We start from the raw sequence: 26,340 nt of genomic DNA, 5'->3' as shown, positions 1-26,340 counted from the left end.
TCACACGTCTCCCGCGATCGTGTTCCGCTCGCTCGGCTGCACGTACACCAGCCCGTCCCCCTCGAACCGCATCTGGAAGGCCTCGCCGCCGCCCTCCCCGAGCAACGTGCGGAACGTCACACCGGACTGGAAGGACTGCCGCAGGTTCCCCTGGTGCGCCACGTAGGCGCCCGGGTCCACGGTCAGCGGGTACTGCGGGCTGACGCGCAGCACCACGGCCGGCCCGTCGGACATGATCGCGGCCTGGCCGTGGCCCTCGACGGTCGTCGTGAAGAGGCCGTTGCCCTGCGAGGCTCCGCGCAGGCCCGTGAACTCCGTGCCCGTGCGCAGCCCGCCGTCGGTCGCGAGCAGGTTGCTCGACTCCACGTAGAGCTTGTCGCCCTGGACGCTGACCAGGTTGATCTCGGAGGCGCGGTCGGCGAACCAGCAGGTGCCCCGGCCCTTCACCTCCATCAACGTCATCTGCTCACCGGTCAGCCGCCGGGTCACCATGCCCCGGATGCCCTCGCCGCCACCGCTGAGCTTCTTGAAGGCCATCTCGCCGTCGTACGCGACCATCGAGCCGTTCTTCGCCTTCACGGCGTCTCCGGTCATGTCGACGGCGAGCACCTTGCTGCTCTGAAGTCGGAACATCGCCACATACGCGACGGTAGCCGCAGGCCGGGCGCCACGGACAGGGCCCGTGGGTGGAGAACGACCCTGACCGGACCCCTAGGGGCCCCCGGGCCGAGGGGCCAGCGGTGGTTTGCCACAATGGGCCGGGACGCTTGTGCGTGCGTTCACAAAGCGCTTTCGCAGAGCGTCAGGCCCCAGCAAGACCGTCTCCCACCGAAGGTGACCCGTGGACCTCAAGACCGCCACCGCCATCCGCCGCCTCCGCCTGGTCTCGGCCCCCGAGGCGATCTCCTTCCTCCTCCTGCTGGTCTGCTCGGTGCTGAAGCGGACCACGGACTTCAACGCCGTGCCGGTGATGGGCATGGTGCACGGCGTCCTGTTCATCCTGTACGTGATCTTCTGGGCCGACGCGTGGAACCGGACGAAGTGGTCGGCGAAGACCGCCGCGCTGTACTTCGTGCTCTCGGTGCTGCCCGCCGGCGGGTTCTTCGCCGAGCGCAAGCTGCGGCGTGAGGCCGAGGACGCGGTGATCGCGTCCCGGGCGCGCCAGGAAGGTGCGGTGAAGGCGTGATCGTCGCCTTTTCCGTGACGCCGCTGGGTGTCGGGGAGGACGTGGGGGAGTACGTCGCCGACGCCGTCCGAGTGGTGCGCGAGTCGGGTCTGCCCAACCGGACCGACGCGATGTTCACCTCGATCGAAGGCGAGTGGGACGAGGTCATGGACGTCGTCAGGCGCGCCGTCGCCGCGGTCGAGCAGCGGGCCCCGCGTGTGTCCCTGGTCCTCAAGGCGGACATCCGCCCCGGAGTGACGGACGGGCTCACAGCCAAGGTGGAGACGGTGGAGCGGCATCTCGCCGAGTAGGCCGCAAGGACGACAGCCCCGGCTCGTGACGAGCCGGGGCTGTGTTGTGCCGTGGCCAGGCCCGGATCCGCGCCGGAGCGGCTCGACCTGTGCACCGGGCAGTTCCCCCTGATGACCCGTGCGGCTCGCGGAGTCCGGCACACCGACCCACGATGAGGGCTCAGGGCCGACCGCCATCCCCCAGCCGGGCACGGCGGCCGCCGTCTGCCCAGTGAAGGAAGGGCCTGCCGGTGAACACTTCGACGTACACCTCCCAGTCGGCGTTCGATGGTTCCAGGCTGCGCGTCATCCTGCTCGTCGATCTCCACGAAGGCGCCCAGCAACGGTTCCTCGACGCGTACGAGCACATGCGCAGCCGGGTCGCGTCGATTCCCGGTCATCTCGGTGACCAGCTGTGCCAGTCCGTGGAGAACCCGTCCCAGTGGCTCATCACGAGCGAATGGGCGACCGCGCCGCCGTATCTCGCCTGGGTGAACAGCGAGGAGCACCTGGAGACCGTCAGGCCCATGCAGGACTGCGTCCGGGACCTCCGGTCGCTGCGTTACAACGTCGTCCGGGAGACCGGGCGGGCCCTCCCGCCCGCCGCCGGGACCGCTGACGGGGTCCAGGCGCCGGTGCGGGTGGGCGACGGCGTGACGCGCCACGCGCTGACGTTCACCGTCAAGCCCGGCTCCGAGTCGAAGGTCGCGGAGATCCTCGCCGGATACGCGCCGCCTGAGGCCCGCGCCGACGACTCCACACGACTGCGCCGCACGACGCTGTTCATGCACGGCAACCGAGTCGTACGCACCGTCGAGGTGGAGGGCGATCTGCAGACGGCGCTGCGCCACGTCTCGCGTCAGCCGGAGGTGCGGGCCGTCGAGGAAGCCCTCAATCCGCACCTGGAACAGAGCCGGGACCTGACCGACCCCGCGTCGGCACGGGCCTTCTTCATCCGCGCGGCCATGCCGGCCGTCCACCATGTGGCGCGCGGCGGGCCGGAGCCGGCCGGTCTGCGGCGTCACGCCCTGTACTACCCGGCCCGTGAGGGCTGCGGGATGGTACTGGCGCGGCTGCTCGCCCAGCAGGACGAGACCGCCGCGGCCGACCCCGCCGGCCCCGTGCACCGCAGCACCGTCTTCCACCGGGACGACCTGGTCGTCCGTCTCATCGACACGCGGGACCCCGAGACCGATCCGGTCAGGGTGCTCGGCATGCACGGCACGAGGAAGGCCGCCGTGCTGTCCCGCCTGCTCGACGGCGCCGCGCTCGGCGTCGAAGGACCGCTCTCCGGCGACCGGGACGCCACTCGCCTCCTGGCGCACGCCGACATGACGCTGATCACCGATCGCAGGGCTGCCCAGTCCTGACGATCCATGGACGACACGCGCCCATGGACAACACCCCACAGACCGATCTGGAGACGGACCATGAACAAGACGCGACCGCGCATCGTGGATCTGAGCGAGACCGAGCCCAACCGCAAGCGTGGCGGAGACCTGCGCACCCTGCTCACGCCTCTCACGGTGGGTTCCACGAGCGGGTTCATGGGCCTGGCCATCATGCAGCCGGGTGAACGCATCAGCGAGCACTACCACCCGTACTCGGAGGAGTTCGTCTACGTCGTCCAGGGCGAGCTGGAAGTCGACCTGGACGACGTGACACACCCGATCCGCGCCGACCAGGGCCTCATGGTCCCCATCGGCATGCGGCACCGCTTCCGCAACGTCGGTGACGTCGAAGCCCGGATGGTCTTCCATCTTGGTCCGCTGGCTCCGAAGCCGAGCATGGGCCACGTCGACACAGAGGCCCTGGAGGGGAACGCGAGCGGCGAAACGTACCCGGCCGTGCAGGAGGACGGCGCGCGGCCCGAGCGACGCGGGGTGCTCTCGTGACCCGGCGGGTGGCGGTCACCGGCATCGGTGTCGTGGCGCCTGGCGGTATCGGGGTGCCGGCCTTCTGGGACCTCCTCTCGAGCGGCCGTACCGCGACGCGCGGCATCACGCTGTTCGATCCCGAGGGGCTGCGGTCACGTATCGCGGCCGAGTGCGACTTCGACCCGCTCGCGTACGGCCTCGATCCCGATGTGGTCGAACGCAGCGACCGGTACATACAGTTCGCCGTCGTCGCCGCGGCGGAGGCGGTGGCCGACTGCGGCATCGAGTTCGGCGCCGAGGACCCGTGGCGCGTGGCCGTCTCGCTCGGCAGCGCCGTGGGCGGCACCACCCGCCTGGAGCACGACTACGTCCTGGTCAGCGAGCGAGGGCAACGGTGGGACGTCGACCACCGCGCCGCCGGCCCGCAGCTGCACCGGGCCTTCTCGCCCAGCACCCTGGCGTCCGACGTCGCCGAGCACTTCGGCGCCCAGGGGCCGGTGCAGACCGTGTCGACCGGCTGCACCTCCGGACTCGACGCGGTGGGCTACGGCTTTCACATGATCGAGGACGGCCGCGCCGACATCTGCATCGCCGGAGCGTCCGACTCCCCGATCTCCCCCATCACCATGGCGTGCTTCGACGCCATCAGGGCGACCTCGCCGAACAACGACGACCCGGGGCACGCCTCCCGGCCCTTCGACGCCCACCGCGACGGATTCGTCATGGGGGAGGGCTCCGCCGTGCTCGTCCTGGAGGAGCTCGAACACGCCCGTGCCCGCGGCGCGCACGTCTACTGCGAGATCGGTGGCTACGCCACCTTCGGCAACGCGTACCACATGACCGGACTGACCAGTGAGGGTCTGGAGATGGCCAGGGCCATCGACACCGCGCTCGGGCAGGCCCGGCTGGATCCCTCACTCATCGACTACGTCAACGCGCACGGCTCGGGCACCCGCCAGAACGACCGTCACGAGACCGCCGCGGTCAAGCGGTCCCTGGGCGCCCACGCCTACGACACGCCCATGAGTTCGATCAAGTCCATGGTGGGCCACTCGCTCGGCGCGATCGGCGCGATCGAGGTCGTCGCCTGCGTGCTGGCCCTGGCCCACCAGGTGGTCCCGCCGACGGCGAACTACGAAACCCCGGACCCCGAGTGCGACCTGGACTACGTGCCGCGCACCGCGCGGCCGCGCAAGCTCGCCAACGTGCTGTCCGTGGGCAGCGGATTCGGCGGGTTCCAGTCCGCGGTGCTCCTGACGGGGCCGGCCGGGAGGAAACGATGAGTGCTCAGCCGAACCGTCGCACCGCCATCACAGGGATCGGTGTGGTCGCGCCCAACGGTCTGCAAACGGAGACCTACTGGAAGTCCGTCGAGGAGGGCCTGTCCGTACTCGACCGGATCACCCGTGAGGGATGCGGGCATCTTCCGCTCCGCGTCGCCGGCGAGGTCCGGGGATTCGACCCCACGGCACTCATCGAGGAGACCTTCCTCGTCCAGACCGACCGGTTCAGCCACTTCGCGATGGCCGCCGCCGGCGCGGCTCTGAAGGACGCGGGACTGAGCGATGCCGCCACCGACTCCCCGTACTCCGTCGGTGTCGTCACCGCCGCCGGATCCGGTGGCGGTGAGTTCGGTCAGCGGGAGCTGCAGAAGCTGTGGGGACAGGGGTCCCGGTTCGTCGGTCCCTACCAGTCCATCGCCTGGTTCTACGCGGCCAGCACGGGCCAGATATCCATCCGCAGCGGCTTCAAGGGCCCCTGCGGGGTGGTCGCGAGCGACGAGGCCGGCGGGCTGGACGCCGTCGCGCACGCCGCCCGGACCGTGGGGCGGGGAACCGAGGTGGTCGTGGTCGGGGCGGCAGAAGCGCCGCTGGCTCCGTACTCGATGGTCTGCCAGCTCGGATACCCCGAACTCAGCACCGTCGAGGACCCGGCGCGGGCCTATCGGCCCTTCACCTCCGAGGCCTGCGGCTTCGTGCCGGCCGAGGGCGGTGCCGTGCTGGTCGTCGAGGACCTGGACCGCGCCCGCCGGCGCGACGCGGACGTCCGCGCCACCGTGGTGGGCCACGCGGCCACGTTCACCGGCGCCTCGCGCTGGGACCGCTCGAGGGAGGGACTCGCCCATGCCATCCGCGGCGCCCTCGACGAAGCCGGCTGCGCACCGGAGGAGATCGACGTGGTCTTCGCCGACGCGATGGGTGTCCCGGAGGCGGACCGCGCCGAGGCCCTCGCCCTCGCCGACGCCCTCGGCCGGCACGGAACCCGCGTGCCCGTCACGGCTCCCAAGACCGGCATCGGGCGGTCCTACTGCGGGGCACCCCTGCTGGACGTCGCGGCCGCGGTGATGGCCATGGAAGAAGGGCGGATCCCGCCCACGCCCAACGTCGTCGACATCTGCCACGACATCGACCTGGTGACGTCCACGGCGCGCCCGGCCGAGCTGAGCACGGCCCTGGTCCTCAGCCGTGGACTCATGGGCTCGAACGCGGCGCTGGTACTGCGCCGCGCCCCGGGACCGGCCGCCCGGTGAAGCCCACAGCACCCGTACGACAAGGAGAACGCGCATGAGCAGTGAAGTGACCCTCGAAGAGCTGGCGGCACTGATGAAGAAGGCCGCCGGTGTCACCGTCGACCCGCACGACCTCGAGGCCCGGGTGGACACACCCTTCGCCGAGTTCGGGCTGGACTCGCTCGGCCTCCTCGGCATCGTGGGCGAGCTGGAGAACCGGAAGGGCCGGGCGCTCCCCACCGACGCGGAGAAGTGCAAGAGCCCCCGCGACTTCCTCGACCTCGTCAACAGCACGCTCATGACAGGAGCCTGAGATGGCAGGGCACACCGAGAACGAGATCACCATCGCCGCGCCCCTCGACCTCGTCTGGGACATGACCAACGACATCGAGAGATGGCCGCAGCTGTTCAGCGAGTACGCGGACGCCGAAGTGCTGTCCCGGCAGGGCGACACGGTCACCTTCCGCCTGACCATGCACCCCGACGAGAACGGCAAGGTGTGGAGCTGGGTGTCGGAGCGGACCACCGACCGCGACAAGCTCACCGTCACGGCACGCCGGGTCGAGCCCGGTCCGTTCGAGTACATGAACATCCGGTGGGAGTACGAGGAGACCCCCGACGGCACCCGGATGCACTGGACCCAGGACTTCGCCATGAGGCCGGACGCGCCGGTCGACGACGCCGGGATGACGGACATCATCAACCGCAACTCGCCCGTCCAGCTGGCCCTCATCCGCGACCACATCGAGCAGGTCGCCGCCGAGCGGCGGACCTCACCGGTCACGCCCGCCTGAACGCCGCCGCGTAAGGAGACCTCATGCACCACGCCTTGATCGTCGCCCGGATGGCCCCGCACTCGGCTCCGGACATCGCCGAGGTCTTCGCGGCCTCCGACCGCGGCGACCTGCCCCGCCTCGTCGGGGTGACCCAGCGTTCCCTCTTCCAGTTCGGCGACGTGTACATGCACTTCATCGAGGCCGAGCAGGACCCGGGTCCCGCCATCGCGCGGGTGGCCGGGCATCCCGAGTTCCGCGACATCAGCAGCAAGCTGGAGGCGTACGTCAGCCCGTACGACCCGCAGACCTGGCGCGGTCCGAAGGACGCGATGGCGCGGTGCTTCTACCACTGGGAGAGAGACACGGCCCCGGCCACCCGGTGACGCCGATGAGAGAGGAGAAGGCCGCCGCCCGTGAGGGCGGCGGCCTTCTCCCGTGGGTGCGGCCAGGCAAGGCAGGAGTCAGGCGGAGCGGGCCAGTGCCGGCAGCAGACGCAGGGCGTTCTCCCGGTTGATGCCCCTGAGCTGCTCCGGCGAGAGGAAGGGATCGCCGTCCAGAGAGGGGACCGCGATGTCGGCGACGACCTGGCCGGGGGTGGGTGGCCAGTCCGTGCCGAACAGGACACGGCCGGGATCCACCGTGGCCAGCAGCGTGGGCGTGGCGGAGGGAGACATGGGGCCCGCGGTGTCGAAGTAGAACCGGTGCAGGTAGTCACGGACCCTGCCCGGCTCGATCCCGGGGGTGAGGTGTCCGCCGAAGAGTTCGAGCCGTGTGGCCATGTACGGCAGGAAGCCCCCTCCGTGAGGAAGGACGAAACTGAGATTCGGATAGCGGTCCAGGGTGCCGTTACGGATCAGGTTGATGGCCGCACGTGTGGTGTCCATGAGGAAGTCGCACACGAAGGGCGGCATCCCCGGCAGTCCGGCCCCGCCGTCCTTTCCGGCGGGCACTTCCATGGGGTGCGTGCTGATGACGGCGGACCGGTCGTTCAGCTCCTGCAGGAGGCGATCGTGGGTGGCGTCACCGAGGTAGACACCGTCCATGCTCGTTCTCGTGCTCACCCCGACGGCCCCGAGCTCGTCGAGCCCGTAACGGAGGCTCCACTGCGAGAGTTCCAGGTCGTCCAGGAACACAGGAGTGAAGAAGGCGAAACGTGCGGGATGGTCCTCGACGACATCGGCCGCCGCCCGCAGCGCGATCCGCGCGCTCTCCCGGCGCTCCGCGGGCTCGCGGAACCGTCCGAGCATCGCGACGGTCATGACGGCGGTGCCGATGCCCGTCTTGTCCATGACCTCCAGAGCCGCGTCCAGGTCCCAGCGGGTCCACCAGGGCAGCCTCTCGCGGTTGACGACACCGCGCTCCTGCGCCCAGTCCAGCCAGGCCGGCGCGGTGAAATGGTGGTGGACGTCCACTCGCCCCGCGACGGGACCGTCTTCGTATGGCATCGGCATGTCCTCGCAGTGGTCGTTTCGGTGGGTGGTGCTGCTCAGCCGCGGCAGAGCACGGTCTGCAGCACGTCCGTCAGCACACGATCGGCAGACGGCAGGTGGGTGGGCGCGCGCCAGGCGACGAAACCGTCCGGGCGGACGAGGACGGCCCCGTCGTCGGCGGTGCCGTGCAGTGCCGCCCAGTCGGCATCCGGCTCGGGAACCAGGTCGTGTTCACGGCCGTCTCCCACGAGATACACCTCGACCGGAACGCCCAGGTTCTCGCCGGCCTGCTCCGCCGCGCGGCGCCACGGGTGGCCTTCGGCCCCGGCGAGCAGGACGAAGGAACGCTCGTACAGATCGAGAGTGGAAATCCTGGCGCCCGCTCTGCGGACCCACATGTGGGGTGCGCGGCTCCCCGGCTCCCCGTCGATCCGGAAGGTTTCCGGGACGACCGGCCGCTCGGGTGAGGCGCCCACCACGGCGTCCGAGGCGTACCGGTAGCAGAGCGCGACCGTCATGAGGTCCGCCGCGTCGTTGTTGCGTCCCGCTGCCGGGCCGAGCGCGGGGTGCTGCTCCTCGGCGGCCTGCCGGGAGGCCCGCTCACTCGTCGTGACGGCGACAGGCCGTCGTTCGCACTCGTACGTCTCGAGCAGCGGCAGCCCGGCCCAGCCGCGCAGCACCGCGGCGAGTTTCCAGGCGAGGTTGTGGGCGTCCTGGATCCCGGTGTTGGCGCCGAACGCCCCGTTGGGCGGCATTTCATGAGCCGCGTCACCGACCAGAAAGACCCGGCCCTGACCGTAGCTGTCCGCGACTCGCTTGGAAGCGTGCCAGGGCGCCTTTCCGGTGATCTCGACATCAATGTCCGGAACACCGACGGCCGCGCGAATATGTGCCGCGCAGCGCTCGTTTCCGAAGTCCTCCAGGGTTTCGCCCCGATCAGCGGACCAAGGGATATGAATGACCCATCGTTCCTCGTTGTCCACGGGCAGCAAGGCGCCCTCCCCCTGTGGATCGGTGGTGTAACAGACGATGAAGCGCTTCGGCCCGATGTATTCCTTGAGGGTCTTGCTCCGGAACGTGACACTGACGTTGTGGAACAGGGCGCCGGGTCCGGACTGGCCGATTCCCAAACGTTTACGAACGGGGCTTCTCGGGCCATCGGCGGCCACCAGGAAATCGGCTTTCACGGTATGGGTCTCACCGGTGTCCCGGCGCATGACCTGAGCCAGGACCCCCTCTTCGTCCTGCGTGAAGGAGAGCAGTTCCGTGTCGAAGCGGATGTCTCCGCCCTGGCGGGCACGGTTCAGCAGGACCGGCTCCAGATCGTTCTGGCTGCACAGGCACCAGTTCGAGGAGCTGACCCGGGAGACGTCCATGCCCGCGGCGACGTCCTGAATGATCCAGCGGCGCTGGTCTCCGACGAGGGTGTCCACCTGGAGAACGCCATCGTTCCCGGCGAGAGCGAAAGCGGCCTCCCGCACGCTCTGCTCGAGTCCGGCGGTCCGGAAGATCTCCATGGTGCGCACGTTGTTCCCGCGGCCACGTGGGTGCGTCGACGTCTCGGCATGCCGCTCCACGAGCATGTGCTCGATTCCGAGACGCCCCAGGAACACGGAGGTGGAAAGACCCACCAGGGATCCGCCTACGATGAGAACTGGTACAGATTCCACTCCGCGTCTGCTCACTGGTTTCCTCGTCATCCGGTGACTGCCCAGCCCGGGAACGGTGGACTGGCCCGTCCACGATGTTTACCAAGCAGCGCTTACGCGCGCGATCCGGGGCGCCCTGGGGTACGCCGGCCGGGTAACCGGAGAAGTGCGCAGATCCTGCGGCGCTCGAACTCATATGGCCCAGCAGCGTTTGCGGCACAGTGTCGTCCGGGAAATCGTGTGACCGACCGACGGAACTCTCGACCCCCGGGACCAGCCATGACGCAAGCGTTCGCATCCGAGGAAATGTCGCCCGAAGAAGCCGCCGCAGCGGCCTCGGCCTGCAGTCGGGAGTTTCGCGCCAACCCGCATCCCGTTTACGCCGCGCTCAGGGCGACAGCACCCGTCTGCCCGCTGAAGCCTCCACACGGGGTCGACACGTATCTCATCACCCGGTACGACGACGCCCGTGCCGCCTTGGCCGATCCTCGGCTGAGCAAGGACATGTACGGCGCCATCGACGCCTATCACCGAATCTTCGGCGACTCGTCGATCGCGCTGGACGACAATATGCTCTTCTCGGACCCTCCGAAGCACACCAGGCTCCGCAGGATCGTCGGCACCACCTTCACCCCCAAGAGGGTGGAATCGCTGCGTCCGAAGGTCCAGGAGATCACCGACGAACTGCTGGACCGCTGCCCGGCATCGGAGCCCGTGAACCTCCTCCAGGAGTTCTGCTTCCCGCTGCCGCTGCACGTGATCTGTGAACTCCTCGGCGTCCCGGAGAACGAACGCAGGCAAGCCCAGGAATGGTCCGCCACCGTCGCACAGACCGGCTTCGGGCCGGAGGCCAGAAAGGCGCTGGAACTGGCCGAGGGCAACCTGCGCGACTACCTGGTGGACCTGATCGCGCGGAAGCGGAAGGAGCCGGACGGAGCTCTGCTCAGCGCGCTCGTCACGGCGCGGGACGAGGACGGCGCGCTCACCGACCACGAACTCGTCTCCACCGCGTGGGTGCTGCTTTTCGCGGGCCACAAGTCGACCGCGTACCAGATCGGCAACGCCGTCTACCACCTGCTCAGTCAGCCGGAGCAGAAGCGTCTGGCATTCCGGGACCCGGGGGCGACGGCCGCAGCCGTCGAAGAGATCTTCCGATTCGAGACCTCCGTGGAGAACTCGACGTTCCGCTATGCGACGGAAGACATCAAGATGCGCGACACACTCATCCCCAAGGGCGCGCTCGTGCAGATTTCGATCACCGCGGCCAACCGCGACCCGGAGATGTTCCCCGACCCGGACCGCATGGACGTAGAGCGCCCGAACGTCCAGGCGACGCACCTCGCATTCGGCCTCGGCCCGCACTACTGCATCGGCGCGCCTCTGGCACGTCTGGAGATGCAGATCGCCCTCACCACGCTCTTCGGGCGTCACCCCGGCATGGCCCTGGCCGGGGAGCCGGAGAACGTGCCCTGGCTGACCGTGCCGTTCCCCGCCTTCCGCGGGCTCGCGGAACTCCCCGTCGTTCTCGACCCGTCGTGACGGGGGAGGCTCCGGCACCGCCGCGGGTGCGAGTGGTTCGCCTGCTGCGCGTCCGGGAGGGAAGGGAAGCGGATTTCGTGGCCGCCTACCAAGGCGTACGCGACGGCGCCATGCGGTCCCCCGGGCATCTGCGCGAACAGCTCTGCCGCTCCGTGGACGATCCCGGTCGATGGCTGCTCACCAGTGAGTGGGAGAGCCTCGAAGCCATCAAACGGTGGCGCACCGACCCTGAGCACACCACTCTGGTCGGGCCGATGAACGCCTGTCTGCACGACGACCGGTGGACCGGGGTCTTCGAGATCATGCCCGAGAGCACGGGTGACCGAAGGCCGAGACAGGGCTGACCACCATGTGACCGGCGGGTAAGGTCGGGTTCGTGCCGAAGCCGCTCAGTCTCTCCTTCGATCCGATCGCGCGCGCCGACGAACGCTGGAAGCAGCGCTGGGGAAACGTGCCGTCCATGGCCGCGATCACGTCGATCATGCGCGCCCAGCAGATCCTGCTCGCCGAGGTCGACGCGGTGGTCAAGCCCTACGGGCTGACGTTCGCGCGCTACGAGGCGCTGGTGCTGCTCACCTTCTCCCAGTCCGGCGAGCTGCCGATGTCCAAGATCGGCGAGCGGCTCATGGTGCATCCCACGTCCGTGACGAACACCGTGGACCGGCTGGTCAGGTCGGGTCTGGTCGCCAAGCGGCCGAACCCCAACGACGGGCGCGGCACCCTGGCCAGCATCACCGACAAGGGCCGTGAGGTCGTCGAGGCGGCCACCCGCGACCTGATGGCGATGGACTTCGGGCTCGGGGTGTACGACGCGGAGGAGTGCGCGGAGATCTTCGCGATGCTGCGGCCGCTGCGGATCGCGGCGGGCGACTTCGAGGAGCAGTGACCCCGGGCGAGATCTCCCGGAACGGGTCGTTACGCTCGACGGCATGAAAAAGAGCGTGCTGACCCGCTATCGCGTGATGGCCTACGTCACCGGCGTACTGCTGGTCCTGCTGACCCTCGGCATGATCGGCAAGTACGTGCTCGACCTGAACGGCGCCGCCGACTTCACGCGCGTCGTCAGCATCGCGCACGGCTGGCTGTACGTCGTGTACCTGATCTTCGCCTTCGACCTGGGCTCCAAGGCGAAGTGGCGGGTGGGCAAGCAGATCTGGGTGCTGCTCGCCGGGACCATCCCCACGGCCGCGTTCTTCGTGGAGCGCAGGATCAGCCGCGAGCTCGAGGCCAGGGTCGCGGAGGACGCGCCCGCGACCGCCAAGGCGTAACCGGACCGCCGTACGGACGAACGTGCGGCGGTCAGCCATCGACATTTACTAGGACGTCCAAGTAAATTCGAAGGTATGGACGCTGACGCCATCGAGGAGGGCCGCCGCCGCTGGCAGGCCCGGTACGACGCCGCGCGCAAGCGCGAGGCCGACTTCACGACGCTCTCCGGCGATGCCGTGGAGCCGGTGTACGGGCCGCGGCCCGGGGACAGGTACGACGGGTTCGAGCGGATCGGCTGGCCCGGGGAGTACCCCTTCACGCGTGGCCTGTACGCGACCGGCTATCGAGGGCGGACGTGGACCATCCGGCAGTTCGCCGGGTTCGGCAACGCCGAGCAGACCAACGAGCGCTACAAGATGATCCTCCGCAACGGCGGGGGCGGGCTCTCGGTCGCCTTCGACATGCCGACCCTCATGGGCCGCGACTCCGACGACCCGCGCTCCCTGGGCGAGGTCGGGCACTGCGGTGTCGCCATCGACTCGGCCGCCGACATGGAGGTCCTGTTCAAGGACATCCCGCTGGGCGACGTCACGACGTCGATGACCATCAGCGGCCCGGCCGTCCCCGTCTTCTGCATGTACCTGGTGGCCGCCGAACGGCAGGGCGTGGACCCGTCCGTCCTGAACGGCACGCTCCAGACGGACATCTTCAAGGAGTACATCGCCCAGAAGGAGTGGCTCTTCCAGCCCGAGCCGCATCTGCGGCTGATCGGCGACCTGATGGAGCACTGCGCGGCGGGCATCCCCGCGTACAAGCCGCTGTCGGTCTCCGGCTACCACATCCGCGAGGCCGGGGCGACGGCCGCGCAGGAGCTGGCCTACACGCTGGCCGACGGCTTCGGCTACGTGGAGCTGGGGCTGTCGCGCGGGCTGGACATAGACGTCTTCGCCCCCGGCCTGTCCTTCTTCTTCGACGCGCACGTCGACTTCTTCGAGGAGATCGCCAAGTTTCGCGCGGCCCGCCGGATCTGGGCCCGCTGGATGCGCGATGTCTACGGGGCGACGTCCGAGAAGGCCCAGTGGCTGCGCTTCCACACCCAGACCGCCGGCGTCTCGCTCACCGCGCAGCAGCCGTACAACAACGTCGTACGGACCGCCGTGGAGGCCCTCGCGGCCGTGCTCGGCGGGACGAACTCGCTGCACACCAACGCCCTCGACGAGACCCTCGCCCTGCCGAGCGAGCAGGCCGCGGAGATCGCGCTGCGCACGCAGCAGGTGCTGATGGAGGAGACCGGCGTCGCCAACGTCGCCGACCCGCTGGGCGGTTCCTGGTACGTCGAGCAGCTGACCGACCGGATCGAGGCGGACGCGGAGAAGATCTTCGAGCAGATCAGGGAACGGGGACTGCGGGCGCACCCCGACGGGCAGCACCCCATCGGGCCGATCACCTCCGGCATCCTGCGCGGCATCGAGGACGGCTGGTTCACCGGCGAGATCGCCGAGTCGGCGTTCCGGTACCAGCAGGCGCTGGAGAAGGGCGACAAGAAGGTCGTCGGGGTGAACGTCCACACCGGCTCGGTCACCGGCGACCTGGAGATCCTGCGGGTCAGCCACGAGGTGGAGCGGGAGCAGGTGCGCACGCTCCGCGAGCGGAAGGCCGGGCGTGACGAGGCACGCGTGCGTGCGGCGCTCGACGAGATGATCTCGGCGGCGCGCTCGGACGCCAACATGATCGAGCCGATGCTGGACGCCGTACGGGCGGAGGCCACGCTGGGCGAGATCTGCGGGGTGCTGCGGGACGAGTGGGGGGTGTACACCGAGCCCGCCGGGTTCTGAGAGCTACGTACCGAGCCCTTGCAGCAGCACCCTGGTGAAGCCGCGGACCCACTCCTCGTCCGCCGGCTCCGCGCTCACCAGGGTGCGGTGCACCACCGCTCCCGCGACCATGTCGAAGATCAGGTCGACCGTGCGGGCGGCCGACCGCGGGTCCGGCTCCGGCGGGAGTTCGCCCCGCGCCTGGGCCCGGGCGCGGCCCTCCAGGACCAGGCGCTTCTGGCGGTCGACCACGGACGCGCGGATGCGCTCCCGCAGGGCCTCGTCGCGGGTCGCCTCCGCCACCACCGCCATCAGGCCGCTCTTCGCCTCGGGGAGGGCCAGGATCGCGGCGAACTGGAGCACCACACCCTCGATGTCGGCGGCCAGGGAGCCGCGGTCCGGGAGTTCCAGCTCGTCGAAGAGCTCCGCCACCGCGTCGACGACCAGTTCGTTCTTGCCCGCCCAGCGGCGGTAGAGCGTCGTCTTCGCAACCCCGGCGCGCGTCGCGACGTCTCCCAGCGTGAGCTTCGACCAGCCCAGCTCCACGAGGGCCTCCCGCGTGGCGGCCAGGATCGCGGCGTCCGCCGCGGCGCTGCGCGGGCGCCCGGCGCGGCCGGCTGGGCTGCGGGTCTGCATCCCCTGACCATAAACCCGCAGTTCCTGTGTGGCCGTGAGGGAGATCACCGGAGGGTGGTGTCCCGGCGGTACGGTCTGGCATTACGCTACGACTCGTAGCGAAAGCCCGTGCGGGACGTACACGGGTTTCGACACGCGGCGCGGGTGGGGACCCGGCGCCGAAACGCACCCGACCGGCCTGGCTTTCTCACCGTTTTTCACACGCGCGCGCAGTACGGGGGAGGATAGACGCATGCAGCCACGGAACATGTCCATGAGCGGAGTCGTCGACCTCGCCGCGGTGAAGGCGGCCCAGGAGGCCAAGGCGAAGGCGGAGCAGGCGCGGGCCCAGGCCGCCCGGGAGGGCGGCACGGGGGCGATCTCCCCGGCCGACCTCGTCATCGACGTCGATGAGGCGGGGTTCGAGAGGGACGTCCTCCAGCGGTCCGCCGAGGTGCCCGTCGTCATCGACTTCTGGGCCGAGTGGTGTCAGCCCTGCAAGCAGCTGAGCCCGGTCCTGGAGCGGCTGGCCGTCGAGTACAACGGCCGCTTCCTGCTCGCCAAGATCGACGTCGACGCCAACCAGATGCTGATGCAGCAGTTCGGCATCCAGGGGATCCCCGCGGTGTTCGCGGTCGTCGCCGGGCAGGCGCTGCCGCTCTTCCAGGGGGCCGCGGGCGAGGCACAGATCCGGCAGACCCTGGACCAGCTGGTGCAGGTCGCCGAGCAGCGCTTCGGCCTGACCGGTCTCGCCGTCGACCCCGACGCCGAGCCGGGCGGCGCCCAGGCGGCCCCCGAGCGGCCGGCCGGTCCCTACGACGGCCTCCTGGAGGCCGCCGTGCAGGCGCTGGACTCGGGCGACCTGGGCGGTGCCATCCAGGCCTACAAGAACGTGCTGAACGAGGACCCGGGCAACGAGGAGGCCAAACTGGGCCTCGCCCAGGCCGAGTTGCTCCAGCGGGTGCAGGGCGTCGACCCGCAGCGGGTGCGCAAGGAGGCGGCGGAGAAGCCGGCCGACGTGCAGGCGCAGATCGCCGCCGCCGACCTGGATCTCGTGGGCGGCCACGTGGAGGACGCCTTCGGCCGGCTCATCGAGACCGTGCAGCGCACGGTGGGTGACGACCGGGACACCGTCAGGATGCGGCTGCTGGAGCTGTTCGAGGTCGTCGGACCCGAGGATCCGCGGGTGATCGCGGCGCGCAGGGCCCTGGCTCGGGCCCTGTTCTGACCAGTCGTTAAACATGCGGGCATGTGGTGCCCGCGTGAAAACTTTGCCGACAGAGCGTCACTGCGGCCGCGCTTTACCAAAACTTGGTAATCGCGGCCGCTGTTACTGCGAGTAAGTCGTGGGCGTTGATCTGTCGGATTCTGTCCAGCGATCAACAGCTTTGTACTGCCGCCCGGGGCCACCCTGAGTCGTCGACCGAGACCGATGGGTCGTTGTTCGGTTATCCGGCCGTTACTAGCCAGTAACGATCCCCCTTGTGCGGGCGGCGAGAATGCACCACGATCGGCCACGCTCGGTCCATTCCCGTACCCCGGCAGCCGGTTGGGTCGCGGGACGTCCTGGGTCCCCACCGAGCAGAGCCGGCGGCAGTGGCGCCGGCTCTTGGACAGGGGGGTCTTCGCCCACTCGGCGAAGCCTGTCCAGCAGGGTTGTGCGTGATGCGTGTCAGGCGCGACCAGTGGTTGTCGCTCGGGGGTGATCGCCGGTGATTCGGGCGCTAGTTGCGCCGCCGAGTGCAGGCGCTCTCCTTCCCGAGGACGTAGCACTTCTCCCATCCCTGCCCGGCTGAGCCGCGACTCGGGGCGAGCCAGGACAGGAGATGTACGTCCGAGAAGGAGGAAATATGGAGTCCCAGGTGCGTGGCGGGACCAGATGGAAGCGGTTCGCTGTGGTCATGGTGCCCAGCGTCGCCGCCACGGCTGCGATAGGTGTCGCCCTCGCGCAGGGCGCTCTCGCCGCGTCGTTCAGCGTCTCCGGCCAGTCGTTCAAGGTCACGACCAAGGAGCTCGTCGGTACGGGCTTCTCGCAGTACGGCGCCCTCGACGAGGGTTACACGATGGACGGCAAGAAGGCCGTCCACCCGGTCGCGGTCTCGTCGTTCAAGCAGGCGACGATCAAGGACCTGTGCCAGTCGGTCGTCACCCCGAACATTCCGGTGCTCGGGAACGTCAGCCTGATCCTGCGCGCGGGTCAGGGTGCCAAGCCGGTCGAGGCCCAGAACCTCTACATCGATGTCGCCGACCTCGAGGCCGACGCGACGTTCGAGAACATCGACATCGGTGTGGCCGCCAAGGACGCCAACAAGGGTCCGGCCATGAGGAAGGGCGAGACGGCGAACCCGTACGGCTTCGCCCAGCAGGCGGACCGGGCGGTCCTGACCGACGTGAAGCAGACGGCGTGGGCGACCACCGCCGGAACCTTCAAGCTCAGCGGCCTGAAGATGTCGCTGTCGACGGGTGTCAAGGAGTGCTACTAAGCACTCTATGACGGGCGGGGGAGCCGGTGGCGCCCCCGCCCGTCCACCTTCCGGCCGCGCCTTCACGAGCGGCCCACATCACCACCACAGCAACGCCGTACCAGGGAGCTGTTTTTCCATGAGCGCCGAGACTCCTGCCGCAGGCGGCCAGTTCACTCTCCGGAGGCAGCAGTTCCGCGCCTGGCGGGGTACGCGGCCGTTCTGGGCCGGTCTGTTCGTCCTGCTCAGCGGACTGCCCATCGCCTACTTCCCGTACGCGAACCTCCAGATCGGTCACCTGACGCTGGCGATGGCGACCACCGCGGGTGCCGGGTCCCTGATCATCGGCGTGCTGCTCGTCGTGCTGGGCGTCAGCCTCTGGTTCCAGAAGCACGTCCGCGTCTTCGCGGGAGTCGCGGCCATCCTGCTGGCGCTGGTGTCCATCCCCGTGTCCAACCTCGGCGGCTTCCTCATCGGCTTCCTCCTCGCCCTCGTGGGCGGGGCCATGGCCGTGGCCTGGGCGCCGGGCGCACCGCCCGCCGGGCAGCTCGCCACCCACGCCAGCACGGGCACGGGCGGGGCTCCCGAGGCCACGGACCACGACACCACGGTGCTCAAGCCCGTGGACGGGCTGGACAAGCCGAACGATCTGTCAGGAACGAACCCGGCCAACGGGGCGAACGGGAGGCACAGTGCCGGCTGACGAGGTGACCCACGGGGCTGATGTGGAGGCGTCCCGTGTGAGAACCGGGCCGCGCCACGCGGCACCCAAGAAGCCGCTGTTCACCAGGTTCAGCAGGCCGACCGGCAAGGCGATAGCCATGGCGGCGATGCCGACGGCGGTCCTCATGGGGATGGGCTTCACATCGACGCTCGCCATCGCCGACAGCAACAACTCGGCGACGCCGACGTCGAAGAGCCTGACGGCCGACGAGTACAAGGACTGCGTGGCGGCCCTGGAGGACGCCAAGGACGGCGCCTCCGCCTCGCCCACGCCGTCCCCCTCCGCCAGTGACGGCGCGACGGACGACAAGGACGACAAGGGCGACACGGCTCCCACGCCGACCCCCTCGGCCACTCCGGGCGGTTCGGGCGACGACGGTTCCTCTTCGCCGGATTCAGGTTCCGACGACAAGGACGAGCCGAAGCCGACGCCGTCCGCGAGCGCGCCCGCCGAGGGCGGTGACGACGCGGCGGCCACGCCGTCCCCCTCGCCGTCCGAGAGCGGCGGCAACCTGCTGGAGGACATCGGCGACGCCATCGGGGGCATCTTCGACGGCGGGAACAAGGGCGGCGCGAGCCCGAGCCCCACCCCGTCCGCCTCGGCGTCCGGGACCCCGGAGAGCACCGAGGGGGCCGAGAAGCCCGCCGAGGACGCCTCCGGCACCGTGCGCGAGACGACCGAGAAGGCCGTCGGCACGGCCGAGGACACCGTCAAGGACACCACCGACAAGGCGTCCGAGGCGGTCGAGGACACCACCAAGGCGGTCGAGAAGGCGGCGCAGGAGGCGGCGGACAAGGCCACCGCCACCCCCAGCCCGTCCGCGAGCCCGACCACGGACCCCGAGGACTGCCCGGCCGCCACCGACGCCGAGGGCGGCGTCGACAACAAGGTGCCGCTGCCCGACGACCCCTGGTACCTCAACGCCAGCTCGCTGACGCTGAAGGGCGCCGACTACAAGGGCATCGTCGAGGTGCGCACCGCCAACGGCACCGTCAAGAAGGTCCTGAAGTACGTCATCTCCGGCGGCACCGACATCGGTGACCTCCACCAGACGGTCAAGGACAAGCAGTCCGGCAAGACCTACCACGTGCAGGCGGCCAAGGGCTCGACGTCCACGATCCGCGACGGCGACACGGTGATGTACACGGAGAGCATCTCCGGCAACCTGCTCGGGCTGATCCCGATCACGTTCGACCCGGAGCACCCGCCGCCGCTGAACATCCCGCTGATCTACTTCACCAACGTGAAGGTCACTCAGGCGGGCCAGTTCGGCGGGACCCTGCACGTGCCCGGGCTGCACAACTACATCACCGACTGAGCGCCCACCAGAGCCCGTTCGGGAGCCGCACGCACCGAGGGCGCCCCCTGGATCCAGGGGGCGCCCTCGGTGCCGTTCAGGGGCCCTCACGGCCCCTGCCGGGTCAGCTCTTGGTGCCCAGGTGGTGGACCCGCACCATGTTGGTGGTGCCGGGGACGCCGGGGGGCGAACCGGCGGTGATGACCGCGATGTCGCCCTCGTTGAAGCGGTTCAGCTTGACCAGCTCCTGGTCCACGAGGTCGACCATCTCGTCGGTGCTGTTCACGAAGGGCACCACGTACGGCTCCACGCCCCAGCTCAGCGCCATCTGGTTGCGGGTGCCCTCGTCGGTGGTGAAGGCGACGATCGGCTGGGCGGCGCGGTAGCGGCACAGTCGGCGGGCGGTGTCGCCGGACTGGGTGAAGGCCACCAGGACCCGGCCGCCGAGGAAGTCGGCGATCTCGCACGCCGCCCGGGCCACCGAACCGCCCTGCGTGCGCGGCTTCTTGCCCGGGACGAGCGGCTGGAGGCCCTTGGACATCAGCTCCTGCTCGGCCGCGGTGACGATCTTCGACATCGTCTTCACGGTCTCGATCGGGTACGCGCCCACGCTCGACTCGGCGGACAGCATGACCGCGTCGGCGCCGTCCAGGATCGCGTTGGCCACGTCGGAGGCCTCGGCGCGGGTCGGACGGGAGTTGGTGATCATCGACTCCATCATCTGGGTCGCCACGATCACCGGCTTGGCGTTGCGCCGGCACAGCTCGATCAGGCGCTTCTGCACCATGGGGACCTTCTCGAGCGGGTACTCGACGGCGAGGTCACCGCGGGCGACCATCACGCCGTCGAACGCCATCACGACGTCCTCCATGTTCTGCACCGCCTGCGGCTTCTCCACCTTGGCGATGACCGGGACGCGGCGGCCTTCCTCGTCCATGATGCGGTGCACGTCCTGGACGTCCTTGGCGTCGCGGACGAAGGACAGCGCGACCAGGTCGCAGCCCATGCGCAGCGCGAAGCGGAGGTCCTCGACGTCCTTCTCGCTCAGCGCGGGCACGTTGACGGCCGCGCCGGGCAGGTTGATGCCCTTGTGGTCGGAGATGACGCCGCCCTCGATGACGATCGTCTTCACCCGGTGGCCCTCGACCTCGGTGACCTTCAGCTCGACGTTGCCGTCGTTGATGAGCACCTGGTCGCCCTTGTTGACGTCGCCGGGCAGGCCCTTGTAGGTCGTCCCGCAGATCGTCTTGTCGCCCGGGACGTCCTCGGTGGTGATGGTGAACTCGTCACCGCGCACCAGCTCCACGGGACCCTCGGCGAAGGTCTCGAGACGGATCTTCGGGCCCTGCAGGTCGGCGAGGACCCCGACGGCCCGGCCGGTCTCCTTGGCGGCGGCCCGGACCCGGTCGTACCGGCCCTGATGCTCGGCGTGCGTGCCGTGGCTGAAGTTGAAGCGGGCCACGTTCATGCCGGCTTCGATCAACGCGACAAGCTGCTCGTGGGAGTCGACCGCAGGGCCGAGAGTACAGACGATTTTCGAACGGCGCATGGGGGCGATCCTATCGGTTTGTTTCGCAACGGAATATTCCGTCTGGCGGAAAATACAAAAGGGCGGGATGCCGCTCAGGTGTGATTCCCTGAACCATTTACCAGCGCGTAGGTCTGTGTCGCGATCTCCAATTCCTCGTCAGTGGGGACCACCGCCACCGCCACCCGGGCGCCCTCGGGCGAGATCAGCCGCGCCCCGTCGCCGCGTACGGCGTTGCGCTCGCCGTCCACCGCGAGGCCCAGCTCCTCCAGGCCCGCGAGGGCAGCCTCCCGCACCGGAGCCGCGTTCTCGCCGACGCCGGCGGTGAAGGCGACCGCGTCCACCCGTCCGAGGACGGCGTAATAGGCGCCGATGTACTTCTTCAGGCGGTGAATGTAGATGTCGAACGCCAGCTCCGCCCGCTCGTCGCCCTCGTCGACGCGGCGGCGGATCTCCCTCATGTCGTTGTCGCCGCACAGACCGATCAGACCGCTCTTCTTGTTGAGAAGAGTGTCGATCTCGTCGGCGGACATTCCACCAACACGCATCAAATGGAAGATGACGGCCGGGTCCATGTCTCCGGAGCGCGTACCCATCACGAGCCCCTCCAAAGGCGTCAGCCCCATGGAGGTGTCCACGCAGCGACCGCCCCGCACGGCCGAGGCCGACGCCCCGTTGCCCAGGTGCAGCACGATCACGTTCACCTCGGACGGGTCCTTGCCCAGCAGCTCGGCCGTGGCCCGGGAGACGTAGGCGTGCGAGGTGCCGTGGAAGCCGTAGCGGCGGATGCGGTGCGCGTCGGCCGTCTCGACGTCGATGGCGTAGCGCGCGGCCGACTCCGGCATCGTCGTGTGGAAGGCGGTGTCGAAGACGGCGACCTGCGGCAGGTCCGGCCGCAGTGCCCGGGCCGTGCGCAGGCCGGTGAGGTTGGCCGGGTTGTGCAGCGGGGCCACCGGGATGAGCCGCTCGATCTCGGCGAGCACGGCGTCGTCGACGACGGTCGGCTCGGTGAAGGACCTGCCCCCGTGCACCACCCGGTGCCCGATCGCGGCCAGCTCGGGGGAGTCCAGGCCGAGGCCGTCCTTGGCGAGTTCCTCGGCGACGGCCTTCAGGGCGGCGTCGTGGTCGGCGATCGCCCCGCCGCGCTCCCGGCTCTCGCCGCCCGCCGGGGTGTGCTTCAGCCGGGAGGTCCGCTCGCCGATGCGCTCGACCAGGCCGACCGCGAGCCGGCTGCTGTCACGCATGTCGAGCAGCTGGTACTTCACCGACGAGGAGCCGGAGTTCAGGACGAGGACACGGGACGGGCTCACTGGGCGGCTGCCTTCTCGCTCGGGGACGGGGCGGGGGTCTGGGCCTGGATCGCCGTGATGGCGACGGTGTTGACGATGTCCTGGACGAGGGCGCCCCGGGACAGGTCGTTGACCGGCTTGCGCAGGCCCTGCAGCACCGGCCCGACGGCGATCGCGCCGGCCGAGCGCTGCACGGCCTTGTAGGTGTTGTTGCCGGTGTTCAGGTCGGGGAAGATCAGCACGCTCGCCTGCCCCGCGACCTCGGAGCCGGGCAGCTTGGTCGCCGCGACCGACGGCTCCACGGCGGCGTCGTACTGGATCGGGCCCTCGATCTTCAGGTCGGGCCGGCGGGAGCGGACCAGCTCGGTGGCCTGGCGCACCTTGTCGACGTCGGCGCCCGAGCCGGAGGTGCCGGTGGAGTACGACAGCATCGCGATCCGCGGCTCCACCCCGAACTGCTCGGCCGTGGTCGCCGACTGGATGGCGATGTCGGCGAGCTGCTCGGCGTTCGGGTCGGGGTTGACCGCGCAGTCGCCGTAGACGAGGACCTTGTCGGCCAGGCACATGAAGAACACCGACGAGACGATGTCCGCGTCCGGCTTGGTCTTGATGATCTCGAACGCCGGGCGGATGGTCGCGGCCGTGGAGTGCACCGAGCCCGACACCATGCCGTCGGCGAGGCCCTCCTGGACCATCAGCGTGCCGAAGTAGTTCACGTCCGAGACGACGTCGTACGCCAGCTCCACCGTCACGCCCCGGTGGGCGCGCAGAGCCGCGTACTTCTCGGCGAAGGCGTCGCGCAGGTCGGAGGCGGCCGGGTCGATCAGCTGGGACTCGCCCAGGTCGATGCCGAGGTCGGCGGCCTTCTTGCGGATCTGGTCGACCGGGCCGAGCAGCGTCAGCTCGCACACGCCCCGCCGCAGCAGCACCTCGGCGGCGTGCAGCACGCGCTCCTCCGTGCCCTCGGGCAGCACGACGCGCCGCAGGTCGGAGCGGGCCTGCTCCAGCAGCTTGTGCTCGAACATCATCGGCGTCACGCGGTCGCTGCTGGGCGCCGAGACGCGGCGGGCCAGGTCCGCGGTGTCGGCGTACCGCTCGAACAGGCCGAGGGCGCGCTCCGCCTTGCGCGGCGTGGCCGCGTTGAGCTTGCCCTCCAGGGAGAACAGCTGCTCGGCGGTGGGGAAGCTGGTGCCGGCCACCGACAGCACCGGGGTGCCGGGCGCGAGGCGGTCGGCCAGGGTGAGGATGTCGTCCCCGGGCACCTCGTCCAGGGTGAGCAGCACCCCGGCTATCGGCGGGGTGCCGGCGCTGTGCGCGGCGAGCGCGCCCACGACCAGGTCCGCGCGGTCGCCCGGGGTGACGACGAGGCAGCCCGGGGTCAGGGCGCCGAGGAAGTTCGGCAGCATCGCGCCGCCGAAGACGAAACCGAGCACGTCCCGGGCGAGGCCGGAGTCGTCGCCGAGGACCACCTTGGCGCCGAGGGCGTGGCTGATCTGCGAGACGGTCGGGGCGGACAGCGCGGGCTCGTCGGGCAGCACGTAACAGGGCACCGGGAGCCGGGAGTCGAGCTGGCCGGCGATCTCGTCGCGGTCCTCGCGGGCGACCCGGTTGGTGACCATGGCCAGGACGTCGCAGCCGAGGGTGTCGTAGGCGCGGTAGGCGTTGCGCGTCTCGGCGAGCACGGACTCGACGGTCTGCTTGCGGCCGCCGACGACCGGGATCACCGACGCGCCGAACTCGTTCGCCAGCCGGGCGTTGAGCGACAGCTCGTCGGGGAGCTGGGTGTCGGCGTAGTCGGTGCCGAGGACCAGGACGACGTCGTAGTCGCGGGCGACCAGGTGGAAGCGGTCGACGAGCGTGGACACCAGCTCGTCCGTGCCGGCCTCGGCCTGGAGGGCGGACGCCTCCTGGTAGTCCATGCCGTAGACGGTCGCCGGGTCCTGGGCGAGCCGGTAGCGGGCGCGCAGCAGCTCGAAGAGGCGGTCGGGCCCGTCGTGGACCAGGGGACGGAAGACGCCCACCCGGTCGACCTGCCGGGTGAGGAGCTCCATGACCCCCAGTTCGACGACCTGGCGGCCGTCTCCGCGGTCGATGCCGGTCACGTACACGCTGCGGGTCACGCGCGCTCTCCGTTTCGTCTCGAGTGGGGGCACAAAAATCGCCCACCGAGGTGAGCAGAACCCTCTTGACAATACCTCCGCCGATGGATAAGGCGCCCGTCAGCCCGGGGTGCGGCACCGGGCTGTGGGCCGTGAAACAATCGGCAGAGGCTCACCGGTATCAACAGCGAGCAGGAGACACAGCACGATGCGTATCGGAGTTCTCACCGCAGGCGGCGACTGCCCCGGCCTGAACGCCGTGATCCGGTCGGTCGTGCACCGGGCGGTCGACAACTACGGAGACGAGGTCATCGGCTTCGAAGACGGTTACGCGGGCCTGCTGGACGGCCGCTACCGCAGCCTCGACCTGAACGCGGTCAGCGGCATCCTGGCCCGCGGCGGCACCATCCTCGGCTCGTCCCGGCTGGAGCGCGACCGGCTCCGCGAGGCCTGCGAGAACGCCTCCGACATGATCCACGAGTTCGGCATCGACGCGCTGATCCCGATCGGCGGCGAGGGCACGCTGACGGCCGCCCGCATGCTGTCCGACGCGGGCCTGCCCGTCGTGGGCGTCCCGAAGACCATCGACAACGACATCTCCTCCACGGACCGCACCTTCGGCTTCGACACGGCGGTGGGCGTCGCCACCGAGGCGATGGACCGGCTGAAGACCACCGCCGAGTCCCACCAGCGGGTGATGGTCGTGGAGGTCATGGGCCGGCACGCCGGGTGGATCGCGCTGGAGTCCGGCATGGCCGCCGGTGCGCACGGCATCTGCCTGCCGGAGCGCCCGTTCGACCCGGCCGACCTCGTCAAGATGGTCGAGGAGCGGTTCGCCCGCGGCAAGAAGTTCGCGGTGGTCTGCGTCGCCGAGGGCGCCCACCCCGCCGACGGCACCATGGACTACGGCAAGGGCGCGATCGACAAGTTCGGCCACGAGCGCTTCCAGGGCATCGGCACCGCCCTCGCCCACGAGCTGGAACGCCGGCTCGGCAAGGAGGCCAAGCCGGTCATTCTCGGCCACGTCCAGCGCGGCGGCACCCCGACCGCCTACGACCGGGTGCTCGCCACGCGCTTCGGCTGGCACGCGGTGGAGGCGGCGCACCAGGGGCAGTTCGGCAGGATGACCGCGCTGCGCGGGACGGACATCGTGATGGTGCCGCTCGCGGAGGCCGTGACGGAGCTGAAGACGGTGCCGAAGGACCGGATGGACGAGGCCGAGTCGGTCTTCTAGACGCCTCCGGACGACACCCCCTGGACCCCCTCCCGGGCGGTGTCGTCCTGGAGCTTCGCCCAGAAGTGCTCCACGATCCGGTAGAGGAACTCCTGGCCGGCGTCGCCCGCATCGCTGCCCCCGCCGCCCCAGCTCAGGGTGGCGGCCATGTGCCCCTGGTAGTCCTCGTGCAGCGCCTGGAGGGCGCCCTCCAGGAACGGCCGGTCCAGGGGGACGACCTTCGCGACCGGCCGCACGTAGGCCTGCCAGCGGGTGGTGACCGCGCTGCGCAGCAGTTCGCCGAGCTTGGCGTTCCGGCCCGTGACGGCGACGAAGTCGGGCAGACGGAGTCCGAGCAGGTCGGCGAGGGCGGCGGACTGGCGGTCGGTGCCGCGCCAGCTGTCGGTCTCCTCCATGCGCAGGTAGCTGTGGACGTCGTGCCCCACGGCCCGGGCCACGTCCTCGGGGGCGAGGCAGCGGGCGATGCGATGCTCGCGCAGGGTGCGCGGTCTGCCGATGAGTTCCGCGGGCGAGCACCACAGCACGCCCGCGAGGGCGGTGAGTTCGGAGTTGGTCGGGGCCGTGATCCCGCGCTCCCAGGCGATGACGTGGTCCGGGGAGACATGGGGGTGCCCGTACGAGACGCGCATGCCGTGGGCGACGTGCTCGGGGGTCATGCCGAGGGCCACGCGCAGGCGGCGGGCCGCGGCGGCGTCGAAGGGCGGGGTCGTGGTCGTGGGGGAGGACTCGCTCGCATGGGGTGAAGGTCGGCGCACGGGCCACAAGCTAGGGGCGCGGGGCAGCGGCGACTACGGTCTGTTCGGCCAGGATCACGGATTGTAGGAACCTACGGCT

At 69.9% G+C, this 26,340-nt stretch carries 27 protein-coding genes; 19 read left to right on the top strand and 8 right to left on the bottom strand.

Features of this window, described 5'->3' with window-relative positions; genetic code table 11:
- Positions 1–633 carry an AIM24 family protein gene (locus ACSUPV_RS12435; RefSeq protein WP_031116419.1) on the bottom strand — a complete coding sequence of 211 codons (633 nt, stop codon included), beginning with the start codon at positions 631–633 and terminating at the stop codon, positions 1–3.
- Between the two features lie 208 nt (positions 634–841).
- Between ACSUPV_RS12435 and ACSUPV_RS12430 the strand changes: the two genes are divergently transcribed.
- The 9 genes from ACSUPV_RS12430 to ACSUPV_RS12390 all read left to right on the top strand — a co-directional run bounded on the left by ACSUPV_RS12430 (position 842) and on the right by ACSUPV_RS12390 (position 7,000).
- Entirely contained in the window at positions 842–1,186 is a 345-nt protein-coding gene (locus ACSUPV_RS12430) for a DUF3817 domain-containing protein (protein WP_031116418.1), read from the top strand.
- Positions 1,183–1,476 (top strand): MTH1187 family thiamine-binding protein, encoded by a 294-nt coding sequence (locus ACSUPV_RS12425; protein ID WP_031116417.1) that lies wholly within the window; start codon positions 1,183–1,185, stop codon positions 1,474–1,476. The genes ACSUPV_RS12430 and ACSUPV_RS12425 overlap by 4 nt, the downstream gene beginning before the upstream one ends.
- A gap of 230 nt (positions 1,477–1,706) precedes the next feature.
- A complete protein-coding gene (locus ACSUPV_RS12420) occupies positions 1,707–2,825 on the top strand; it encodes a SchA/CurD-like domain-containing protein (RefSeq protein WP_382616224.1) in 1,119 nt (372 codons plus the stop codon).
- 60 nt (positions 2,826–2,885) lie between these two features.
- Complete coding sequence (locus ACSUPV_RS12415; protein ID WP_031116415.1) at positions 2,886–3,350, top strand: cupin domain-containing protein; 465 nt, start codon at positions 2,886–2,888, stop codon at positions 3,348–3,350.
- Entirely contained in the window at positions 3,347–4,615 is a 1,269-nt protein-coding gene (locus ACSUPV_RS12410; RefSeq protein ID WP_031116414.1) for a beta-ketoacyl-[acyl-carrier-protein] synthase family protein, read from the top strand. The genes ACSUPV_RS12415 and ACSUPV_RS12410 overlap by 4 nt, the downstream gene beginning before the upstream one ends.
- Positions 4,612–5,862, top strand: coding sequence for a ketosynthase chain-length factor (locus ACSUPV_RS12405; RefSeq protein ID WP_031116413.1), 1,251 nt, complete (start codon positions 4,612–4,614; stop codon positions 5,860–5,862). Before ACSUPV_RS12410 ends, ACSUPV_RS12405 begins: the two co-directional genes overlap by 4 nt.
- 34 nt (positions 5,863–5,896) lie before the next feature.
- Entirely contained in the window at positions 5,897–6,154 is a 258-nt protein-coding gene (locus ACSUPV_RS12400) for an acyl carrier protein (RefSeq protein WP_031116412.1), read from the top strand.
- A gap of 1 nt (position 6,155) precedes the next feature.
- Positions 6,156–6,635 carry an SRPBCC family protein gene (locus ACSUPV_RS12395; RefSeq protein WP_031116411.1) on the top strand — a complete coding sequence of 160 codons (480 nt, stop codon included), beginning with the start codon at positions 6,156–6,158 and terminating at the stop codon, positions 6,633–6,635.
- A gap of 23 nt (positions 6,636–6,658) precedes the next feature.
- Positions 6,659–7,000, top strand: a complete 342-nt coding sequence (locus ACSUPV_RS12390) for a TcmI family type II polyketide cyclase (protein WP_031116410.1) — start codon at positions 6,659–6,661, stop codon at positions 6,998–7,000.
- Positions 7,001–7,078: 78 nt separating this feature from the next.
- On the opposite strand, the gene ACSUPV_RS12385 is transcribed toward ACSUPV_RS12390, so the two are convergent.
- The gene (locus tag ACSUPV_RS12385) at positions 7,079–8,062 is read right to left on the bottom strand and encodes an amidohydrolase family protein (RefSeq protein WP_037766588.1); all 984 of its coding nucleotides are present in this window, start codon (positions 8,060–8,062) and stop codon (positions 7,079–7,081) included.
- A 41-nt stretch (positions 8,063–8,103) separates the two neighbouring features.
- Entirely contained in the window at positions 8,104–9,747 is a 1,644-nt protein-coding gene (locus ACSUPV_RS12380) for an FAD-dependent oxidoreductase (protein WP_436947471.1), read from the bottom strand.
- Positions 9,748–9,975: 228 nt separating this feature from the next.
- On the opposite strand from ACSUPV_RS12380, the gene ACSUPV_RS12375 reads away from it, so the two are divergent.
- The 5 genes from ACSUPV_RS12375 to ACSUPV_RS12355 all read left to right on the top strand — a co-directional run bounded on the left by ACSUPV_RS12375 (position 9,976) and on the right by ACSUPV_RS12355 (position 14,279).
- On the top strand, positions 9,976–11,235 hold the full coding sequence (locus ACSUPV_RS12375; protein ID WP_078650999.1) for a cytochrome P450 family protein: 1,260 nt from the start codon (positions 9,976–9,978) through the stop codon (positions 11,233–11,235).
- Positions 11,232–11,579 carry an antibiotic biosynthesis monooxygenase family protein gene (locus tag ACSUPV_RS12370; protein WP_031116407.1) on the top strand — a complete coding sequence of 116 codons (348 nt, stop codon included), beginning with the start codon at positions 11,232–11,234 and terminating at the stop codon, positions 11,577–11,579. Before ACSUPV_RS12375 ends, ACSUPV_RS12370 begins: the two co-directional genes overlap by 4 nt.
- A gap of 32 nt (positions 11,580–11,611) precedes the next feature.
- Entirely contained in the window at positions 11,612–12,121 is a 510-nt protein-coding gene (locus ACSUPV_RS12365) for a MarR family winged helix-turn-helix transcriptional regulator (protein ID WP_037766582.1), read from the top strand.
- A 43-nt stretch (positions 12,122–12,164) separates the two neighbouring features.
- Entirely contained in the window at positions 12,165–12,503 is a 339-nt protein-coding gene (locus ACSUPV_RS12360; RefSeq protein WP_031116405.1) for a DUF3817 domain-containing protein, read from the top strand.
- A 75-nt stretch (positions 12,504–12,578) separates the two neighbouring features.
- Complete coding sequence (locus ACSUPV_RS12355; protein WP_037766579.1) at positions 12,579–14,279, top strand: acyl-CoA mutase large subunit family protein; 1,701 nt, start codon at positions 12,579–12,581, stop codon at positions 14,277–14,279.
- Between the two features lie 3 nt (positions 14,280–14,282).
- On the opposite strand, the gene ACSUPV_RS12350 is transcribed toward ACSUPV_RS12355, so the two are convergent.
- Entirely contained in the window at positions 14,283–14,894 is a 612-nt protein-coding gene (locus ACSUPV_RS12350) for a TetR/AcrR family transcriptional regulator (RefSeq protein ID WP_031116403.1), read from the bottom strand.
- A 232-nt stretch (positions 14,895–15,126) separates the two neighbouring features.
- Here ACSUPV_RS12350 and ACSUPV_RS12345 point away from each other — a divergent pair, with 232 nt between their 5' ends.
- From ACSUPV_RS12345 to ACSUPV_RS12330, 4 genes are all read left to right on the top strand, one after another.
- Positions 15,127–16,101, top strand: coding sequence for a tetratricopeptide repeat protein (locus ACSUPV_RS12345; RefSeq protein ID WP_037766577.1), 975 nt, complete (start codon positions 15,127–15,129; stop codon positions 16,099–16,101).
- A 622-nt stretch (positions 16,102–16,723) separates the two neighbouring features.
- On the top strand, positions 16,724–17,356 hold the full coding sequence (locus tag ACSUPV_RS12340) for a DUF6230 family protein (RefSeq protein WP_031116401.1): 633 nt from the start codon (positions 16,724–16,726) through the stop codon (positions 17,354–17,356).
- Between the two features lie 118 nt (positions 17,357–17,474).
- A complete protein-coding gene (locus ACSUPV_RS12335) occupies positions 17,475–18,038 on the top strand; it encodes a DUF6114 domain-containing protein (protein ID WP_031116400.1) in 564 nt (187 codons plus the stop codon).
- Positions 18,028–19,377, top strand: a complete 1,350-nt coding sequence (locus ACSUPV_RS12330; protein ID WP_436947470.1) for a hypothetical protein — start codon at positions 18,028–18,030, stop codon at positions 19,375–19,377. Before ACSUPV_RS12335 ends, ACSUPV_RS12330 begins: the two co-directional genes overlap by 11 nt.
- Positions 19,378–19,480: 103 nt before the next feature.
- Here ACSUPV_RS12330 and pyk read toward each other — a convergent pair whose 3' ends face one another.
- From pyk to pta, 3 genes are all read right to left on the bottom strand, one after another.
- The gene (gene pyk, locus ACSUPV_RS12325) at positions 19,481–20,905 is read right to left on the bottom strand and encodes a pyruvate kinase (RefSeq protein ID WP_031116398.1); all 1,425 of its coding nucleotides are present in this window, start codon (positions 20,903–20,905) and stop codon (positions 19,481–19,483) included.
- A gap of 74 nt (positions 20,906–20,979) precedes the next feature.
- Entirely contained in the window at positions 20,980–22,194 is a 1,215-nt protein-coding gene (locus tag ACSUPV_RS12320) for an acetate kinase (protein WP_037766575.1), read from the bottom strand.
- A complete protein-coding gene (gene pta, locus ACSUPV_RS12315) occupies positions 22,191–24,293 on the bottom strand; it encodes a phosphate acetyltransferase (protein WP_031116395.1) in 2,103 nt (700 codons plus the stop codon). The genes ACSUPV_RS12320 and pta overlap by 4 nt, the downstream gene beginning before the upstream one ends.
- A gap of 187 nt (positions 24,294–24,480) precedes the next feature.
- Between pta and ACSUPV_RS12310 the strand changes: the two genes are divergently transcribed.
- Entirely contained in the window at positions 24,481–25,506 is a 1,026-nt protein-coding gene (locus tag ACSUPV_RS12310; RefSeq protein WP_031116394.1) for an ATP-dependent 6-phosphofructokinase, read from the top strand.
- Here the strand turns inward: ACSUPV_RS12310 and ACSUPV_RS12305 are convergent.
- Positions 25,503–26,270 (bottom strand): helix-turn-helix domain-containing protein, encoded by a 768-nt coding sequence (locus tag ACSUPV_RS12305; protein WP_051649176.1) that lies wholly within the window; start codon positions 26,268–26,270, stop codon positions 25,503–25,505. The two genes, ACSUPV_RS12310 and ACSUPV_RS12305, sit on opposite strands and share 4 nt — an antisense overlap.
- Between the last annotated feature and the right edge of the window lie 70 nt (positions 26,271–26,340).

It is taken from the genome of Streptomyces sp. SudanB52_2052 (genome assembly GCF_964272415.1).
Lineage (GTDB): Bacteria > Actinomycetota > Actinomycetes > Streptomycetales > Streptomycetaceae > Streptomyces > Streptomyces olindensis.
The sequence above is the reverse complement of the archived record's forward strand: the minus strand, read 5'-3'. Positions and strand labels throughout refer to the sequence as shown.